This is a genomic window from Clostridium thermobutyricum (assembly GCF_000371465.1).
GTDB classification, from domain to species: Bacteria; Bacillota; Clostridia; order Clostridiales; family Clostridiaceae; genus Clostridium; species Clostridium thermobutyricum.
Map to the genome: position 1 here is coordinate 575,730 of NZ_KB850956.1, position 18,996 is coordinate 594,725.

General features: G+C 27.4%; 18 protein-coding genes and 1 riboswitch. All 18 genes read left to right on the top strand.

The genetic code is table 11. The features are described 5' to 3' along the window. Window positions 1-2: 2 nt before the first annotated feature. Complete coding sequence (locus HMPREF1092_RS02550; protein ID WP_002597026.1) at window positions 3-1,004, top strand: V-type ATP synthase subunit C; 1,002 nt, start codon at window positions 3-5, stop codon at window positions 1,002-1,004. Beyond that, the gene (locus HMPREF1092_RS02555; protein ID WP_040413892.1) at window positions 997-1,308 is read left to right on the top strand and encodes a V-type ATP synthase subunit F; all 312 of its coding nucleotides are present in this window, start codon (window positions 997-999) and stop codon (window positions 1,306-1,308) included. The genes HMPREF1092_RS02550 and HMPREF1092_RS02555 overlap by 8 nt, the downstream gene beginning before the upstream one ends. A gap of 17 nt (window positions 1,309-1,325) precedes the next feature. Next, on the top strand, window positions 1,326-3,104 hold the full coding sequence (locus HMPREF1092_RS02560) for a V-type ATP synthase subunit A (RefSeq protein WP_002597028.1): 1,779 nt from the start codon (window positions 1,326-1,328) through the stop codon (window positions 3,102-3,104). Continuing rightward, complete coding sequence (locus HMPREF1092_RS02565; protein ID WP_002597029.1) at window positions 3,097-4,476, top strand: V-type ATP synthase subunit B; 1,380 nt, start codon at window positions 3,097-3,099, stop codon at window positions 4,474-4,476. Before HMPREF1092_RS02560 ends, HMPREF1092_RS02565 begins: the two co-directional genes overlap by 8 nt. A gap of 3 nt (window positions 4,477-4,479) precedes the next feature. Beyond that, a complete protein-coding gene (locus HMPREF1092_RS02570; RefSeq protein WP_002597030.1) occupies window positions 4,480-5,121 on the top strand; it encodes a V-type ATP synthase subunit D in 642 nt (213 codons plus the stop codon). A gap of 207 nt (window positions 5,122-5,328) precedes the next feature. Further along, a complete protein-coding gene (locus tag HMPREF1092_RS02575) occupies window positions 5,329-6,279 on the top strand; it encodes an MraY family glycosyltransferase (protein ID WP_002597031.1) in 951 nt (316 codons plus the stop codon). A gap of 94 nt (window positions 6,280-6,373) precedes the next feature. Then, window positions 6,374-6,464: riboswitch (SAM riboswitch) on the top strand. A gap of 73 nt (window positions 6,465-6,537) precedes the next feature. Further along, window positions 6,538-7,404, top strand: a complete 867-nt coding sequence (locus HMPREF1092_RS02580) for a methylenetetrahydrofolate reductase (RefSeq protein ID WP_002597032.1) — start codon at window positions 6,538-6,540, stop codon at window positions 7,402-7,404. A 13-nt stretch (window positions 7,405-7,417) separates the two neighbouring features. Continuing rightward, window positions 7,418-7,870 carry an S-ribosylhomocysteine lyase gene (locus HMPREF1092_RS02585; RefSeq protein WP_040413602.1) on the top strand — a complete coding sequence of 151 codons (453 nt, stop codon included), beginning with the start codon at window positions 7,418-7,420 and terminating at the stop codon, window positions 7,868-7,870. Next, a complete protein-coding gene (locus HMPREF1092_RS17485) occupies window positions 7,863-8,045 on the top strand; it encodes a hypothetical protein (RefSeq protein ID WP_002597034.1) in 183 nt (60 codons plus the stop codon). Before HMPREF1092_RS02585 ends, HMPREF1092_RS17485 begins: the two co-directional genes overlap by 8 nt. A 32-nt stretch (window positions 8,046-8,077) precedes the next feature. Then, complete coding sequence (locus tag HMPREF1092_RS02590) at window positions 8,078-8,533, top strand: vitamin B12 dependent-methionine synthase activation domain-containing protein (protein ID WP_002597035.1); 456 nt, start codon at window positions 8,078-8,080, stop codon at window positions 8,531-8,533. Next, window positions 8,520-10,910, top strand: a complete 2,391-nt coding sequence (locus tag HMPREF1092_RS02595; RefSeq protein ID WP_002597036.1) for a homocysteine S-methyltransferase family protein — start codon at window positions 8,520-8,522, stop codon at window positions 10,908-10,910. The genes HMPREF1092_RS02590 and HMPREF1092_RS02595 overlap by 14 nt, the downstream gene beginning before the upstream one ends. A 166-nt stretch (window positions 10,911-11,076) precedes the next feature. Then, a complete protein-coding gene (locus HMPREF1092_RS02600) occupies window positions 11,077-12,837 on the top strand; it encodes a tetratricopeptide repeat protein (RefSeq protein WP_002597037.1) in 1,761 nt (586 codons plus the stop codon). 251 nt (window positions 12,838-13,088) lie between these two features. Beyond that, complete coding sequence (locus tag HMPREF1092_RS02605; protein WP_002597038.1) at window positions 13,089-13,628, top strand: RNA polymerase sigma factor; 540 nt, start codon at window positions 13,089-13,091, stop codon at window positions 13,626-13,628. After that, window positions 13,615-13,935, top strand: a complete 321-nt coding sequence (locus HMPREF1092_RS02610; protein ID WP_002597039.1) for a hypothetical protein — start codon at window positions 13,615-13,617, stop codon at window positions 13,933-13,935. The genes HMPREF1092_RS02605 and HMPREF1092_RS02610 overlap by 14 nt, the downstream gene beginning before the upstream one ends. A gap of 475 nt (window positions 13,936-14,410) precedes the next feature. Continuing rightward, the gene (locus HMPREF1092_RS02615) at window positions 14,411-15,484 is read left to right on the top strand and encodes a pyridoxal phosphate-dependent aminotransferase (protein ID WP_002597041.1); all 1,074 of its coding nucleotides are present in this window, start codon (window positions 14,411-14,413) and stop codon (window positions 15,482-15,484) included. A gap of 114 nt (window positions 15,485-15,598) precedes the next feature. Then, on the top strand, window positions 15,599-16,147 hold the full coding sequence (locus tag HMPREF1092_RS02620; protein ID WP_002597042.1) for an ECF transporter S component: 549 nt from the start codon (window positions 15,599-15,601) through the stop codon (window positions 16,145-16,147). A gap of 123 nt (window positions 16,148-16,270) precedes the next feature. Beyond that, window positions 16,271-18,559: an RNA polymerase recycling motor HelD gene (gene helD, locus HMPREF1092_RS02625; RefSeq protein WP_002597043.1), complete on the top strand. Its 2,289-nt coding sequence runs from the start codon at window positions 16,271-16,273 to the stop codon at window positions 18,557-18,559. 184 nt (window positions 18,560-18,743) lie between these two features. Beyond that, window positions 18,744-18,992: a DUF1292 domain-containing protein gene (locus tag HMPREF1092_RS02630; protein ID WP_002597044.1), complete on the top strand. Its 249-nt coding sequence runs from the start codon at window positions 18,744-18,746 to the stop codon at window positions 18,990-18,992. The last annotated feature ends 4 nt before the right edge of the window (window positions 18,993-18,996 follow it).

Consider the following 18,996-nt stretch of genomic DNA (forward strand, 5'->3'; position numbering starts at 1 on the left):
ATATGGATTCAATGAAATTTACTCAAGTTATACCAAGACTTAGAGTATTAGAAACAAGACTCCTTGATAAATCAAAACTTGATAGAATGATAGATGGTAATTCAGCAAATGAAGCACTAAAAGTTCTACAAGAATCAGAATATGCCAACGTAATGACAGGTATAAAAAGAGCAGAAGATTATGAAGAAATATTAAGCAGTGAGCTTAAGAGAGTGTATGCACTAATGTATAGTGCATCACCTTCAAAATCTTTAATAGATATAATGAGTTTAAAATATGACTACCATAATATAAAAGTTATTTTAAAAGGAATAATTTTAAGAAAAGATTTTAGCAATATGTTAATTCCAGTTGGAAAAATGGAATTAAGCAAGCTTAAATACATGGTAGAGAATAATAACTTAAGAGATTTACCTATTAGAATGAAGGAAGCTGTAATAAAAGCTAATGAGGATTTTGAAGTAAATAAAGATCCTCAAAGAATAGATATTATATTAGATAGATTTATGTTCTTAGAACTTCATGATATAGCTAAAGAGCTAAATGATAAATTTGTAGATAAATACCTTAGAGTATTAGTGGATTCTACTAATTTAAAAACGCTTTTAAGAGTTAAGAAACAAAATAAAGGAAGAGATTTCTTAGAAGAAGTTATTATAAAAGGCGGTTCAATAGACAAAGAGGTTTTAAAAGGGCTTCTTACAGATTCAATTGAGAATATAGTTTCAAAATTATCACATACTGATTATGCAGAAATGTTAAGAGAAGGAATTGATGAATTTACAAAAACGAATTCAGCAAGTCTATTAGAGAAACTTGTAGATAACTATATAATGAAACTTATGAAAGAAGCAAAATTTATACCATTTGGACCAGAACCAGTACTTGCTTATATCTATGCAAAGGAAACAGAAATAAAAGTTGTTAGAATAATAATGGTTGGTAAATTAAATAATATTGCATCTGAAGTAATAAGAGAAAGGTTGCGTGATATTTATGTCTAAGAAAATCGGAGTTGTTGGAGATAAAGATTCAGTTTTAGCATTTAAAGCTTTAGGAATAGATGTATTTCCAGTAGTTGAAGATGATGAAGCTAGAAAAACAATAGATAAATTAGCAATGAGTGATTACGCAATAATATTTGTAACTGAACAAGTTGCACAAAATATAGAAGAGACTATTGAAAGATACAATAGAGTAACTCTTCCAGCTGTAATATTAATTCCAAGCAATCAAGGATCATTAAATATAGGAATGCAAAGAATTAGCGACAATGTGGAAAAAGCCGTTGGTGTTAATATCTTATAGGAAGGTAGGTCGGTAAGGTGAAAATCGGAAAGATAATTAAAGTTTCAGGACCATTAGTAGTTGCTGAAGGTATGGATGAAGCTAATATATATGATGTATGTAAAGTAGGAGAAAAAGGTCTTATCGGTGAAATCATCGAAATGAGAGGAGATAAGGCTTCAATACAGGTTTATGAAGAAACTTCAGGTATAGGTCCTGGAGATCCAGTTCAAACTACTGGAGAACCATTAAGTGTTGAACTTGGACCAGGTCTTATTGAATCAATGTTTGATGGAATACAAAGACCACTAGATGCATTTATGGAGGCTGCTCAGTCGCCATTTTTAACAAAAGGTGTCTCAGTTAAATCATTAAATAGATCAAGAATATGGAAGTTTGTTCCTACAGTAAAAGAGGGGGACGAAGTTGAAGCTGGAGATATAATTGGAACAGTTCAAGAAACAGCAGTTGTTCTTCATAAGATTATGGTGCCATTTGGTGTTAAAGGTACTATTAAAAGTATAAAAGCTGGAGAGTTCAATGTTGAAGAAACTGTATGTATAGTAAACACAGAAAAAGGTGATAAAGAACTGTCAATGATGCAAAAATGGCCAGTAAGAAAAGGTAGACCATATGCAAGTAAAATGAATCCAGTAGCTCCAATGGTTACAGGACAAAGAGTTATAGATACTTTCTTCCCAGTTGCTAAAGGTGGAGCAGCAGCAGTTCCAGGTCCTTTCGGAGCAGGAAAAACAGTTGTTCAGCACCAAGTTGCTAAATGGGGAGATACTGAAATAGTTGTTTATGTTGGATGTGGAGAGCGTGGAAATGAGATGACAGACGTTCTTAATGAGTTCCCAGAACTTAAAGATCCAAAGACTGGTGAAAGCTTAATGAAGAGAACAGTTCTTATAGCTAACACTTCAAATATGCCAGTTGCTGCCAGAGAAGCTTCAATTTATACTGGTATAACAATAGCAGAATATTTTAGAGATATGGGTTATTCAGTTTCAATAATGGCTGACTCTACATCAAGATGGGCAGAAGCATTAAGAGAAATGTCAGGAAGACTTGAAGAAATGCCTGGGGATGAAGGATATCCAGCATATCTTGGTTCAAGACTTGCAGATTATTATGAAAGAGCTGGAAAAGTTATTTGTCTTGGAAAAGATGGAAGAGAAGGAGCTGTTACAGCAATTGGAGCAGTTTCACCTCCTGGAGGAGATATTTCAGAGCCAGTAACACAATCAACTTTAAGAATAGTTAAAGTATTCTGGGGATTAGATGCAAATCTTGCATATCAAAGACACTTCCCATCAATTAACTGGTTAAATTCATATTCATTATATGCAGATAACATAGATGCTTGGATGGATGAAGAAGTTGCAAGCGATTGGTCATCACTTAGAACAAAAGCTATGTCATTACTTCAAGAAGAATCAAACCTTCAAGAAATTGTTAGACTTGTTGGTATAGATGCTCTTTCAGAGGGAGATAGATTAAAATTAGAAGTTTCTAAGTCATTAAGAGAGGATTATTTACAACAAAATGCTTTCCATGAAATTGACACATATGCTTCTTTAAATAAACAACACAAAATGCTAAAACTTATACTTCAATTCCAAGTTGAAGCCGAAAGAGCTTTAAAAGCAGGCGTTTATTTAGATAAAATCCTTAAAATGGATGAAATAAGAGATAAGATTGCTAGATCTAAATATATATCAGAAGAAAACATTAATAAGATAGATGAAATAGGCGTTGAATTAACTGCTGAAATGGATAAATTAATCAGTGAGGGAGGGGTTCTAGATGCTTAAAGAATATAGAACAGTAACAGAAGTTGTAGGACCTTTAATGGCGGTTGAAGGCGTTGAAGGAGTTAAATACGACGAGTTAGTTGAAATAGAATTACAAAATGGAGAAATGAGAAAAGGTAAAGTACTTGAAGTTAATGGTTCAAAAGCTATGGTACAGATTTTCGAAGGTTCTTCAGGAATTAACTTAAAAGGAACTAAAGCAAGATTTTTAGGAAGACCTCTTGAATTAGGTGTTTCAGAAGATATGCTTGGAAGAGTCTTTGATGGAATGGGAAGACCTAATGATAATGGGCCAAAAATAATTCCAGAAAAAAGACTTGATATAAATGGAGAAGCTATAAATCCAGTTGCTAGAGATTATCCATCAGAATTTATTCAAACTGGTATATCAGCAATTGATGGGTTAAATACTCTAGTAAGAGGACAAAAATTACCAGTTTTCTCAGCTGCGGGACTTCCACATGCTCAACTTGCAGCTCAAATTGCAAGACAAGCAAAGGTTTTAAATTCAGATTCTAAATTTGCTGTTGTATTTGGTGCAATTGGAATAACTTTCGAAGAAGCACAATTTTTCGTAGATGAATTTAAAAAGACTGGAGCTATAGATAGATCAGTTTTATTTATGAACTTAGCTTCTGACCCAGCTATTGAAAGAATAGCTACTCCAAGAATGGCATTAACAACTGCTGAATTCCTTGCTTATGAAAAAGGAATGCACGTACTTGTTATCTTAACTGATATAACTAACTATGCTGAAGCATTAAGAGAAGTATCAGCTGCAAGAAAAGAAGTTCCAGGAAGAAGAGGATATCCAGGATACTTATATACTGACCTTTCAACATTATATGAAAGAGCAGGAAGACTTAGAGGGAAAGAAGGATCAATCACTCAAATTCCAATTCTTACAATGCCAGAAGAAGATAAAACTCACCCAATTCCAGACTTAACTGGATATATTACAGAAGGACAAATAATTCTTTCAAGAGAATTATATAAGAGAGGAATTATGCCTCCAATAGATGTTTTACCATCACTTTCAAGACTTAAAGATAAAGGAATTGGAAAAGGTAAGACAAGAGAAGATCATGCTGATACAATGAACCAATTATTCTCAGCTTATGCACAAGGTAAGCAAGCAAAAGAATTATCAGCTATCTTAGGTGAATCTGCATTATCAGATACAGATAAAGCATTTGCTAAATTTGCAGAAGCTTTTGAAAATGAATATGTTTCACAAGGATTTACTGCAAACAGAACTATAGAAGAAACATTAAATACAGGTTGGAAATTACTTAAGCTTCTTCCAAAAACTGAGCTTAAGAGAATTAGAGATGAATATTTAGAAAAATATATGCCAAGAGAGGAAGAATAATCTATGGCAAGATTAAATGTTAATCCTACAAGAATGGAGCTTTCTAAGCTGAAGAAAAGATTAACTACAGCTACAAGAGGGCATAAGCTTCTAAAGGATAAGCAAGATGAGTTAATGAGACAATTCATCAATCTAGTTAAATATAACAATACAATAAGACAAGAAGTTGAAAAAGAACTTCAAGGTTCTTTAAAAGATTTTGTTATGGCTAGAGCTGTTATGAGTTCAGAGTTTCTAGAGGAAGCAATTGCTTACCCAAAAGAAAATATCACAGTAGATGTTGGAAGTAAAAACATAATGAGTGTTAATGTACCTGTTATGAATTTTAAAAGACAACTAGAAGGTGATGAAGGAAGCATATTCCCTTATGGGTTTGCCAATACATCATCAGAATTAGATGATGCGTTAACAAAACTTTATGGAATAGTTCCAAAACTTTTAGAATTAGCAGAAGTAGAAAAGTCATGTCAGTTAATGGCTGATGAAATTGAGAAAACAAGGAGAAGAGTTAACGCCCTTGAATATATGACAATACCTCAATTACAAGAAACTATCAAGTATATTAGAATGAAGCTTGATGAAAATGAAAGAAGTGCTTTAACAAGACTTATGAAAGTTAAGAGCATGATAGAGCAAAGAGGTTAATATTTTTAATTAAAAGAAAAATATTCATATTTTTTAAAATACTCTAGATTTTTCTAGAGTATTTTTAATTAAAAGAAAAATATTCATTATAATATTACAAGTAAATTAAAATTATGATAAATAATTGCGAATAAAAGATAATAATAGTATAATCGAGGGTAGTAGTTAATAATCTATATACAATACATGAATGTTAAGGAGAAAATTATGGATTATTTAATAGAGTTTGTATGTGCTTTAATTATAACAGTAATAGCCATACCTATACTTATGAAATTATCATATAAATTTAAATTTACAGATAAACCAACCAAAAGAAAGCAGCATAAAAAAATAACACCTCTTTGTGGTGGAGTTGCAATGTACATAGGATTTTTTTCAGTGTACTTTTTTACTGGAGATGTAGATAAAAGGAAGATTTTTATATTCATAGGGTCTACGATGATACTTTTAATAGGTCTTGTAGACGATTTTTATAAATCAAAGGGAAAAGAATTTAAGATAGCTCCAAGATTAATTGTACAAATACTTTCAGCAGTATTAGTATATAATGCAGGAGTAGCTTTTAGAGGTTTTACAAATCCTTTTAGTGGAGAGTATATTGTGTTAAATCATACACTTCAATTTATATTAAGTATAACTTGGATTTTTGGAGTTACAACAGTTATAAATTGGTCTGATGGGATGGATGGACTAGCGGGAGGAATATCTCTTGTTTCATCAATAACATTTTTTATTGCAGCAATTATATTAGGTCAAGTTGATTCTGCAAATGTTTCAATAGTAATAGCTGGAACATTAATTGGATTTTTAATATTCAATGTGCATCCTGCTAAAATATTTATGGGAGATTCTGGAGCAAACTTTTTAGGATTCATTTTGAGTATAATAGCTTTAGATGGAGCTTTTAAACAAGCTACTGTTTTAAGTATACTACTACCAATATTAGCTTTAGCTGTACCTATATTTGATAATATTTTTGTTATAATAAAAAGATATAGTGAAGGAAAAGCAGTTTATGAAGCAGATAGAAGTCAAATACACTTTAGATTAGAAGCTAAAGGCTTTACTCCGAAACAAACTGTGAGTTGTATAGTTGGAATAAGTATAATGTGTAGTATTATATCAATATTACTATTATTTTATAATCATTTTTAAGAAAAATTTTTGAGAAGGCGATAGCCTTCTTTTTAATTTATATAAAAGATATATTTACAAAAAAAAGGAATATAATATATAATAATAAAAAATAAACTTATCAAGAGTGGTGGAGGGACTGGCCCTATGAAACCCAGCAACCTACATTTGATTTATGTGTGGTGCTAAATCCAAGGAGATAAGGAATTTTATTTAAGATTATATAAAGTCTTAGGGAAATATCCTTAAGACTTTTTTATATAAAAAGGGGGTAAAATATTGAGAATTAGAGATTTATTTAATGAAAAAAAGTTAGTTTTTTCTTTTGAGGTCTTTCCACCTAAAAATACGTCTCCAATAAAGAGTATATATAATGCTTTAAATGAGTTAAGTGAATTAAATCCAGATTTTATAAGTGTAACATATGGTGCAGGTGGGACAAGTGTAAATAATAAAACTACAGAAATATCATCACTTATAAAAAATGTTTATAAAATAGAAGCTTTAGCACATCTTACTAGCATAGGAGCAAAAAAAGAAAATATAAATTTTATAAAGGAACGATTGGCTCTTGAAGGAGTAGAAAATATACTTGCACTTAGAGGGGATAAAAAAGAAGAATGTAATAGTGGAGATTTTTTATATGCAAGTAATCTGATGAATCATTTAAGAGAAGATTTTAATATAATAGGTGCTTGTTATCCAGAAGGTCATATAGAAAACAAATCTATAGATTTAGAAATAGATAATATGAAGAGAAAAGAAGAAAATGGATGTAGCAGTTTTATAAGTCAATTATTTTTTTCAAATGAAACATATTATGAATTCTTAGAAAAAGCTAGAAATAGTGGTGTTAAAGCCCCTATTCAAGCTGGTATAATGCCAGTTATAAATAAAAAGCAAATTCAAAGGATAGGAAATCTTTGTGGAGCTTATATTCCATTAAAGTTTAAAAAAATAATGAATAGATATGAGCATAATCCAGAAGCTTTAAGAGAAGCTGGAATAGCATATGCTGTAGAGCAAATAATTGATCTTTCATCAAGTTCAGTAGATGGAATTCATCTTTATACAATGAATAATCCATATGTGGCGAGAAAAATAAAAGAAAATATAAAAACAGTATTAAAAGCAGTTAATGAGTAAAGGGGATAGAATTATGAATAAAGTAGAAAGTTTTGAATTAGATCACAGAACAGTAAAAGCACCATATATAAGAAAATGTTGTGCTCTTGTTGGAGAAAAAGGGGATACAGTAAGTAAATTTGATATAAGATTTCTTCAACCAAATAAAGAAAGTTTTGGAACAGCAGCAATGCATGGTTTGGAGCATTTATTAGCTCATTTTTTAAGAGAAAATTTAGAAGGTATAATTGATTTTTCACCTATGGGGTGTAGAACAGGATTTTATTTGAGTATTTGGGGAAATAGAGAGTGTGAAGAAATAAAGAAAGCTTTAGAAATTGGATTACAAAAAGTATTAAAAGCTACAGATATTCCTGCTAATAATGAGATTCAATGTGGAAATTATAAGGATTTATCTTTATTTGGAGCACAAGAATATGCAAAAGAAGCTTTAAAAAAAGGATTTTCATTAAATATATATGGATAAGTTAAAAATCCCAAGAGAAGAAGTTTTAAGATATTTAGGGTACAGAAATCAAGATATAGATGAAGAGTTAATAAGAAAAATAGATAAAATAAGAAGAGAAAGCATTGTAGTATTTAGACCTAAAAATATTTTTTCACTTCATAAAATAGAAATACAAGATAAAAGATATTTGTAGATAAAACAAATCTTATAATACAAAGTAATGATATGTTTAATTTACTTAATGATTCAGATAGAATATATTTATTAGCGGTAACACTTGGAAATGATATAGAGCGTTTAACAAGAAAATATGAAAAAATTAGCATGATAGATGCAGTTATTTTAGATGCTTGTGCCACTACTGCTATTGAAGAGTATTGTAATAACTTAGAAAAATACTTAGAGAAGGAGTTAAAAGAAGGGGAGAGTTTTACTTTTAGATATAGTCCAGGTTATGGAGATTTATCTTTAGATATTCAAAATGATTTAGTAAATATATTAAATTGTGAAAGAACTATAGGGCTTAAAGTATCAGAGCATAAACTATTATTTCCTAGGAAATCAGTAACAGCAATATTGGGAGTTACTAAAGGAGAGAAAACGAGAAAATCATGTTTAAATTGCTCAAATTATGACAATTGTATTTACAAAAGGGAAGGTGATATTTGTGGATGTTCTTAAATATATAGAAGAAAATATATTAGTATTTGATGGGGCTATGGGAACAATACTTCAAAAGAAAGGGTTAAAGCTTGGAGAAAATCCAGAAATTTTAAATATAGAAAATAGAGAAATAATTTTAGATATACACAAAGAGTATATTAAAAGTGGGGCAAATGTTATAACAACAAATACGTTTGGAAGTAATGAATTAAAATTAAAAAGGACAAATTATTCTGTTGAAGATATAATTTATGCTGGTGTTGATATAGCAAAAGAGGCCGCAAAGGGAACTGATACTTTAATTGCATTAGATATAGGACCTATAGGAGAACTTTTAGCTCCTATGGGAACTCTTAAATTTGAAAGAGCAGTTGAAATATTTAAGAGGGAAATTGAGGCAGGAGTAAAATCAGGAGTAGATTTAATATTAATTGAAACAATGACAGATCTTTATGAAGTAAAAGCTGCTATAATTGCTGCCAAAGAAACTTGCAATTTACCTATTCTTTGTACCATGACTTTTGAAGAGGATGGAAGAACTTTTACTGGATGTTTACCAGAAAGTATGTGTATAACTTTAGAGGCTTTAGGAGTTAATGCTGTTGGAATAAATTGTTCTTTAGGACCAAAAGAATTAAAAGATATAGTTGAAAGAGTTATAAATACTACTAATTTACCAGTAATGATACAACCAAATGCGGGACTTCCTAAAATAATAGATGAACAAACAGTTTTTACTATAGATGAAAAAGAATTTAGTAGGTATGTAGAAGAATATGTAAAGTTAGGAGTATCAATAATAGGTGGATGCTGTGGAACAAATCCTAAGTTTATAAAAGAATTAGATTTTATAAGAGAAAAATATAAAAGAGTAAAAAGAGATTATATAAAGCAATATGCTATATGTTCACCATCAAAAGTTGTTTTTATAGATGAGCCTAAGATTATAGGAGAAAGAATAAATCCGACTGGGAAAAAGAAATTTAAAGAGGCTTTAATAAAAGGTGATATAGATTATATTTTAAATCAAGGATTAGAACAAGTTGAAGGTGGAGCAGACATTCTTGATGTAAATGTAGGACTTCCTGAAATAAATGAGAAGGAAGTTATGAAAAAAGCAATTGAAGAATTACAATGCATTATAGATTTACCTTTGCAAATAGATTCAAATAAAAAAGATGTAATAGAAGCTGGACTTAGAACTTATAATGGAAAGCCAATAGTAAATTCCGTTAATGGAGATATAGAGTGTTTAGAAGAGATACTTCCTTTAGTTAAAAAATATGGTGGAGCAGTAGTTGGGTTAACTTTAGATAAGGAAGGAATAAAAAATAAGGCAGAAGAGAGATTAGAAATCGCAGATAGAATAATAAAAAAAGCTTTAGAATTTGGAATAAAAATAGAAGATATTTATATAGACTGTCTTTGTTTAACAGCTTCAGCACAACAAGAAGAAGTTATGGAAACTCTTAAAGGAATAAAATTAGTAAAAGAAAAATATGGAGTTAAAACTCTTTTAGGAGTATCTAATATATCTTTTGGATTGCCAAATAGACAACTTATAAATGAAACTTTTTTAGCATTGGCATTAGGAGCAGGATTAGATTTACCTATTATGAATCCAAATTCACAAGGAATGATGGATGTAATGAATTCTTTTAAGGTTTTAAATAATAATGATAAAAAAGCTAAAAATTATATAGAGAAATATGGGAACTTAAAAATAGAAAGAAAAATATCTAGTGGAAATGAAATAAAAAAGAAAATTGAAGAGGAAATTTCTTTAGAAAATGCTATTTTAAAAGGACTTAAGAGAAAGACTAAAATAATAACAGAAGAACTTTTAAAAGAAAAAACAGAATTAGATATTGTAAATGAATATCTTATTCCTTCATTAGATAAAGTTGGAGAAAAATTTGAAAAAGGAATAATATTTCTTCCACAACTTATTCAAGCTGCTGAAACAGTTAAAATATCTTTTGATATTATAAAGGATAGATTATCTGTAAATAATAATAAAAATATTTCAAAAGGAAAAATAATTCTTGCTACAGTTAAAGGAGATATTCACGATATAGGAAAAAATATAGTTAAAGTTATTTTAGAAAACTATGGGTATGAAATATTAGATTTAGGAAAAGATGTTCCGATTGAAGTTATAGTAGAAAAAGCTTTAAATGAAAAAGTTAAATTAGTAGGATTAAGTGCATTAATGACTACTACAGTAAAATCTATGGAGGATACGATAATAGCATTAAAAGAAAATGGCTATAAAGGAAGTATAATGGTTGGAGGAGCAGTTCTTACAAAAGATTATGCAGAAAAAATAGGTGCAACATATTATGCTAAAGATGCAAAAGAATCAGTAAATATAGCAAAGAAAGTTTTTGAATAAAATAAAGGTATTAAATATTATTAATAATCAATAAAAATCCCTCAGCTTAAAGCTGGGGGATTAATTTATTATTTTTCAGTAATTTTATAAAAAATAATATAATAAATGAAACTTTTTCTTTTAAACATTTGTCTAAATATTATAAAAGGAAAAGGAGAATTTAATTATGAAGGGGAAAATAAGAGTTAAAATAAAACATTTAATATTTATTCCTATATTCATTTTTATAATATTTCCAAATTTACTTTATTTTATTGGAAGAGTAATGTTTATGAATGAAAAAGAATATTTTTATGGAAATTTAGTAGTTAAGCCATATTCGTATGGAATATTTGAGCTTTATACTAAATTGCCCAAAATAAGCTTTTTTGATGGAAATGCGTATTTTTATATGGGAAGATTAAAATATGATTATAATGTTTCTGTTGCTACTAATGGAGGAAATGAGGTAACAGGAAATTATAATTTAGATTTAGGAACTTATGAGGAAGCAGTTAAGTTACATGAAAAAGGATTAGAAAAAAGTAATGGAAGAGATTATTCATTAAATGCTACGGCACTTTTTAACTTATATATGGAGAGAGGAGAAAGAGAAAAAGCAGAAAAAATAATTGAAGATAGTTTAAAAAAAGAAAGTTGGAAAAAAAATTCTGCGGGGAAAGTTTTAAAAATACACTTAGCAATTATAGATGGAGATAAAGAAGAAGCCATCAAAGCTTATAGAGAAACAGAAAAAATAGTTAAAAATTTGAAATTTGAAAAGTTCCCTTTAAAAATTTCAGATTATGAAGGCTTTTATTCTAAATATAGATTAAATTTAGGAGATAAATTATATTTAGTAAATGAAAAAGAGTTTATTTTGGAATTAGAAGATACAATGAATATAAATAAAATATATAGCTATAACGAAATTATGGGGGAAAATTCTAATATAGAGGGTAAAAATATTATAAAAGGAAAAATAACAATTGACGGAAAACCAGTTAAGTATAGACCTGTAATAATTGGAATATCAAAATTTAATGGATTTGTTTATAAAGATAATTTATTCCATAGTGGAGGAGAGATTGTATATACAGATGAAGATGGAAATTATGAAATGAAAAATGTTCCAAATATGGAATATGTAAATATAGTACCTTTGTTGACTAAAGAACAAGCTTTAGAGAATACAGTTGAATATACTGTAGTTAAAAATGTTAAAGGAGATAAAACTTATAATTGTAATTTGAATTATGAGAAAAAATTAAATATATATGCAGATGAAGAATTTGAAGCAGAAGGAGACAGCTTTGATATTACTTTTGATAAGGTAGAACGAGCAGATAAGTATAGAGTAAATTTAATTTTTGTTGAAAAGTTTTATAGTCAATCAGCTAGTTTTATAACTAAAGACAATAAAATTAAAATTCCTCTTTTAAATGGAAGCTTTTCTACAATGGTTGGATATGAAGAGAAAAGAAATGGAGAAGAAATTTTTACTGAAAATAGTTTTTTAGGAAGATATAAAAAAGATACTATTGATTTTATAAAAGTAATGGCCATTAAGGAAGTAGATGGTGAAGAAATAGTTATGAATTCAAATATAATAAAAACAAAAATAACTAGTAAAGAAAAAGCTTTAAATGAAGGTGAAAAACTTATACAAAAAGGTAAAGTTGATGAGGGAATTAAGTGGATAGAACAAAAGATAAATGAAGAAGGTTATAAAAGTGAATATATTTATCCCTTAATTTATATAACATCTAACTGTGGAGATTATATTAAATTTGAAAATGAAAAGGAACAAAAGAAAAAGATTAATATGGTCAAAGAATCAGAAAAAATATTATTAGATAAGCTATATGAAATAAATAAAAATAAATATGAAATTATGTATTTTAAAGAGCTATATGAGTATTTTTATAGTTATTATAAAAGCAATTAGTTTTTGTATAAATAGGATTTTAAATTTAGATGAATGTACGATATATAATTAAGTCATTTATATAAAAGAAGAATTAATATTAAGAGATTTATAAAATAAACGAAAATAAATAAGTAGTAAATTAGCTTAAATATAAACTAATTTATAAAAATAGGTTTTAAAACCTATATATTAATTTAGTAGACTATGACTATTATATTTTATTCATAATAGAAAAATTGATTAAATCAGTTTGTTTTGAGAGGAATACTATGGAGCTAATGGAGGGAAAAGAGGTCTTTAAGTTTATAAAGAATGATAGAGAAAAGGTTTTTAATAATATAGTGTTAGAATTTAGTGATAGGATATATAATCTCGCTAAATTATATACTAAAGATGAACATTTAAGTCAGGATATAACTCAAGAGACTTTAATAAAAATTTATAGATATTTAGATTCATTTAATGGAAATAGTAATATTTATACTTGGATATATAGGATTACTATAAATACTTGTAAGAATTCTATAATAAAAGAAAATAAATATAGAAGTATAGAAGATATTTCATTTATTAAAGATGAAGGATATGAGGACAAAATAATAGAAAGGCTTCAGGAGGGAAAGCTTTTAGAAGCTTTAGGAAACATTAAGAAGGAGTATAGTTCAGTCTTATATTTATATTATTATGATGACTTAAAAATAAAAGAAATAAGTGAAATTATGGGTAAAAGAGAAGGGACTATTAAGACCTGGTTAAGAAGAGGAAAAGATGCATTGGAAAAGGAGCTTTTAAAATATGAAAAAAGATAATGATAAATTAGAGATAGAATTTAATAAAAGCTTTAAAGAAAACTTTAATAAAAAATCATTAGATAAGGATTTTTATAAAAGTTTAGAAAAAAGAATAGAAGATGAGAAAGTTTTAGAGAAGAGTATAAAAGGTAAAATAAATAAATTTTTAAATAAAGAGATAGAGATAGATATAAAAAGTGTAATAGCAGCAGCAATAGTATTATTTTCACTTCCAACAATATTTTCTTTAAAAGAAATAGATTCAAGTTATGTAGAAAAAATACGATTAACTAAAGCACTTGAAAATAGAGTAGATAAAAAATAAATATATATTGAGGGCAAAATAAAGAGGATATCTAATAGTAGATATCCTCTTTAAATTTAATATTATAAATTTTTAAGTTTTCTTTTTAATTTAGCTACTATTTTAGGACTAGTTCCCTTATTTTCTAATAAAGAAATTCTAGCTTGTAATTGTAATTTTTTAATGTTGTTTTCCATAATATCCACCTCATAAAATAAAATTTTAAATTTACCTTTAAAACATTATATTAAGTAGATGCTTATAATATGAATATAAAAATTTATTTTTTTATAGTTTATTTATAAACCTTAATTTAATCTATATTGTCTATTCAATTTAAAAAAAGATATATTTGAATTATAATGTAAGTTAGTAGTTAAATTATTTTATTTTTCTATTATTTATAATATATTTTTGAAAAGAAATTTTATAGACAAATAAAATGTACTAATATGTAGTATTATAATAATTATAATAGAATAAGGAGTGAATAGTTATGAGCATAACTCATGGAGCAAATTTATTTGAGCTAGCAGAAAAACTTGGATTAGAAAAAGAAGAGATTTTAGATTTTAGTTCAAATATAAATCCTTTTGGAGCTTCAAACAAAGCAAAAAAAGCAGTAATAGAAAAAATAGAACAAGTATCAATTTATCCAGACCCAGAATATAGAGACCTTAGAAGGGCTATTGGAGAATATGCAGAATGTAATATGGATAATATCGTTTTAGGAGAAGGTGCAACAGAGCTTATATCTTCATATATAAGCATTATAAATCCTAAAAAAGCAATTATATTATATCCTTCATATTCAGAATATGAAAAAGAACTAAATAAAATTAATTGCGAAGTACATAAATATTTTGCAAAAAAAGAAAATAATTTTAAAGTAGATTTAGAAGATTTTAAAAATGAAATAAATAAAGAAAATTACGATTTAGTAATAATCTGTAATCCAAATAATCCTACAGGTTTCTGTTTTAAAAGAGAAGAGATAGAAGATATTTTAAAAAGTACAAAATCAGCAGTAATGTTAGATGAAACTTACATAGAATTTGCAGATAAAAAAGAATATTCATCTGCAAGTTTGGTAGATAAATATGAAAATATTTTTCTTATAAGAGGGACATCAAAATTCTTTAGTACTCCAGGAATAAGACTTGGGTATGGACTTATTTCTAATGTTGATATAAAAAAAGAAATATTAAAGAAAATTCCATTATGGAATATAAACATATTTGCTACAGTAATGGGTGAAGTTATGTTTAGAGATAAAGAATTTATAGAAAATACTTTAGTTCATGTTAAAAAAGAAATAAAAAATCTTGTGGAAAATTTAAATACAATAGATTATATAAAGGTTTATGAAACTAAAGGAAACTTTATTCTTTGTGAAATAAGTAGTGGTAAGAAAGCTAAAGAACTTTATGATATTCTATTAAAAAAAGGAATGATTATAAGAGATTGTGCTTCATTTGAAGGATTAGGTGAAAATTTCTTTAGAGTATGTATATTAAAAACTGAGGATAATAAAAAATTAATAGATGAAATGAAGAAAATAAATCTTTAAAAAACAAGCTCTTTAATGTAAATTGCATTAAAGAGTTTATTTTTTTTGGTAAAAAGCATTTACAAAAATATACATTTGATATATTCTAGTGTATATACACTTAGGGGGAATATTATGAGAGATAAAACAAAACAATTAGTTTATGCAGCACTTTTAACAGCGCTTGCAATTATTATTCCAATTCAATTTGGATTTTTAAAGGTTTATATACCACCTTTTTCAGCAACTCTTGCAGCTCATGTACCAATGTTTATAGGAATTCTTATATCACCAATGGTTGCAGTTGTAGTTGGAATAGGATCAACTTTAGGATTTTTATTAGCAGGTATGCCAATGCCAGTAGTATTTAGAGCAGCTACTCATATTTTAGTTGGATTTATAGGGGCAAAATTTATAGAAAAAAATATTTCTTATGGAAAGATGAGTTTTATAACAGCTATTATTCATGGAGGAGCAGAGGCTTTAGTAGTAATTCCTTTTATAGGATTAGATATATTCCAACTCTTAATAGTTACTGGAGTTGGAGGTGCTATACATCATTTAGTTGATAGTGGATTAGCTTATGGAATTGTAAATGTTATGGCAAAAGGGAGAAAGAAGACTATATATACAATTTTCAAATCAGAAGAAGAAAAAGTAGAAAATAAGGAACCTATAAGATAGAAATATAAAAAAGCTTGTCTTAGTTTTATAAGACAAGCTTTTTTATTTGCAAACTTCTTAATAAAAGGATATTATTAAAGATATGTTTTTTGGAAAAAAATTTAGTTTAAAGAGGTGAATGCTATGGAAAATAAATCTTTAATTGAAGAAAGAAAAATATTAGAAGAAAAAAGAGTTTTAATTGAAAAAGAACTTAAGTTAAAAGAAGAATATGAAAATAATATAACAGAAAAATTTATAAGCTTAAGTAAGGAATTAAAAGGTAAATATAATTTTGAAAAAGTTACTACTGAAAAAGCTATGGATTTAGCTAAAAAAGATATAATGAAATATGAAGAATCATATAATTCACCTTACTTTGGAAGAGTAGATTTTAGAGAGAAAAAAACTATTAATGTTGAAAAAATATATATAGGAAAGCATGGAGTAACAGATAGTGAAAATGGTGATGAGATAATAGTAGACTGGAGAGCTCCAGTTGCTGATCTTTATTATAGTGGAACAGGTGGAGATGCTAGCTATAAAGCTCCAATAGGAATAATAGATGGAGAACTTTCATTAAAAAGAAAATTTTTATTTGATTCAGAAGGAGAGCTTGAAAGAGTATTTGATGAAGGTTTAAATGAGCTTATGATAAATGGAGAAGAAGGTCAAGAGCTTGTTGATGAATTTCTTAAGATAAACTTAGAAGAAAGTAGAGGAAAAAAGCTTAAAGAAGTTGTTGCAACTATTCAGAAAGAGCAAAATGATATTATTAGATGGCCAAGAAATCTGCCAATAATAGTTCAAGGTTCAGCAGGTTCAGGAAAAACTACAATAGCACTTCATAGGCTTGCTTATCTTATATACAGATATAAAGAAACAATGAGTGGACAAGATATTTTAGTTTTAGCACCAAACAAATTATTCTTAGATTATATATCAGATATACTACCAAATTTAGGAGCACATGAAGTAACTCAAAGCACTTTTGAAGAGTTAGTAAAGAAGAGAGCTAAGCTTAAAGGTAAAATTTATAATAAAGATGAAAAACTTAAATCTATTCTTGAATCAAAAGATGAAAATGAGAAGAAGCTTATAGTAAATTCTGCGAAAATAAGAGGTTCTTTAGCTTTTAAAACAATGATAGATAGATATATAACTCTTATTGAAAGTAAATCATTTGATATAGAAGATGTAGAAATAGAAGGTGAAGTTTTATTTACAAGAAAAGAAATATTAAGACTTTACCTAAAAGATTTAAAATCATATCCAATAAATAAAAGAAAAGATGAAATAAAAAGATATTTAGGATTAAAGTTAAAAGAAAGAACGGCTAATTTAGTGGTAAGCTTTGATACTAGATGGGAAACTAAAATAAATGAAATAAAAAGAAATGCTGAGGACAAAGAAGAAAGAAGAAAATTACTTGTAGAAAGTTATGATGAAAGAGACAGAATAAAAGAAAGTATAAAGAAAAATTCTAAAAATGCATTAAATGAATACTTTAAAGAATGGAGAGGAATAGACTCAAGTAGTGTATATAAGGGATTTTTTGAAGATGAGGATTTATTTAGCATAGCGACTGATGATAAAATTCCAAAAGTATTAGCAGACTTTATGAAAAAAGAGTATAAAGAAAAAGAAGAAAAAGGTCTTATAGATGAAGATGATTTAGCAGCACTTTTATATATACGAGTTTTATTAGAAGGAATAACTGATGAAGAGAAGTTTAAGCATATAGTTGTAGATGAAGCACAAGATTATAGTCCATTCCAAATATATTTAATAAATGAAATTGCTAAAGGAAATTCATTAACTCTTGTTGGTGATATAGCTCAAGGAATTTATTATTATAAAGGGCTTAAAGATTGGGAAGATGTTACTGAAGGATTGTTTAAAGGAAATGCAACATATATAAGCTTAAGTCAAAGTTATCGTTCAACAGTTGAAATAATAGATTTTGCAAAAGGAGCTTTAGAATCACAAAATCTAGGATTAAAAGATGCAAAACCAGTTTTAAGACATGGAGATAAGCCAGAAATTATACAATGTAACGAACAGAAAGAAATTGGTGAAACAATAGATAGAATAATAGAAAAAGTAAAGAATGCTGGAAAAAATGTTGTTGCTATAATAACAAAGGATGGAACAGAAGCAGAAAAAGTAGAAAAGATATTAAAGAAAAACAGTAAAAATAAATTCCAAAGAATAAAAGGAAAAGAAAAAGAAACTACTGAAGATTTCATTATAATACCTTCTTACTTAACTAAGGGATTAGAATTTGATTGTAGTATCATATTTAATCCAAGCAAAGATATTTATGCAAATAATATTTTAGATCAAAGACTATTATATGTATCTTTAACTAGAGCACTTCATAGTGAATATGTTATACAAATAGATAGCTTAACAGAACTTATAAAAGAATAATAAAAAGTATATAGCTAGGAGAAATTTTTAAAGTTTATTTTAAAATTATCTACCTAGCTATAATAAATTGTATTAAAATACATAAATTATAATTATAAAAATTTAAAAAATAAATAAATTTATATTTGAATTTATAATAAGAAGAAATTATAATGTTTATAGCAAAACGAAGGAGGAGTAAATAATGGAAGTAAATGAAATAATGTCTTTTAAAGATGAAGACGGTAACAAAGTAGATTTTGAAGTTGTTGCAAAGATATTTCTAGAAGAAACAAAAAAAGAATATTTACTATTAACATCAGTAGAAGATGATGCAGATGATATGTATATGTTTAGAATAGATGTTGTAGATGAAAAAGAAGAATTAAATTTAGTAGAAGATGATAAAGAGTTTTTAGCAGTTAAGAAAGAATACAAAAAGCTTTTATATTAGGAGG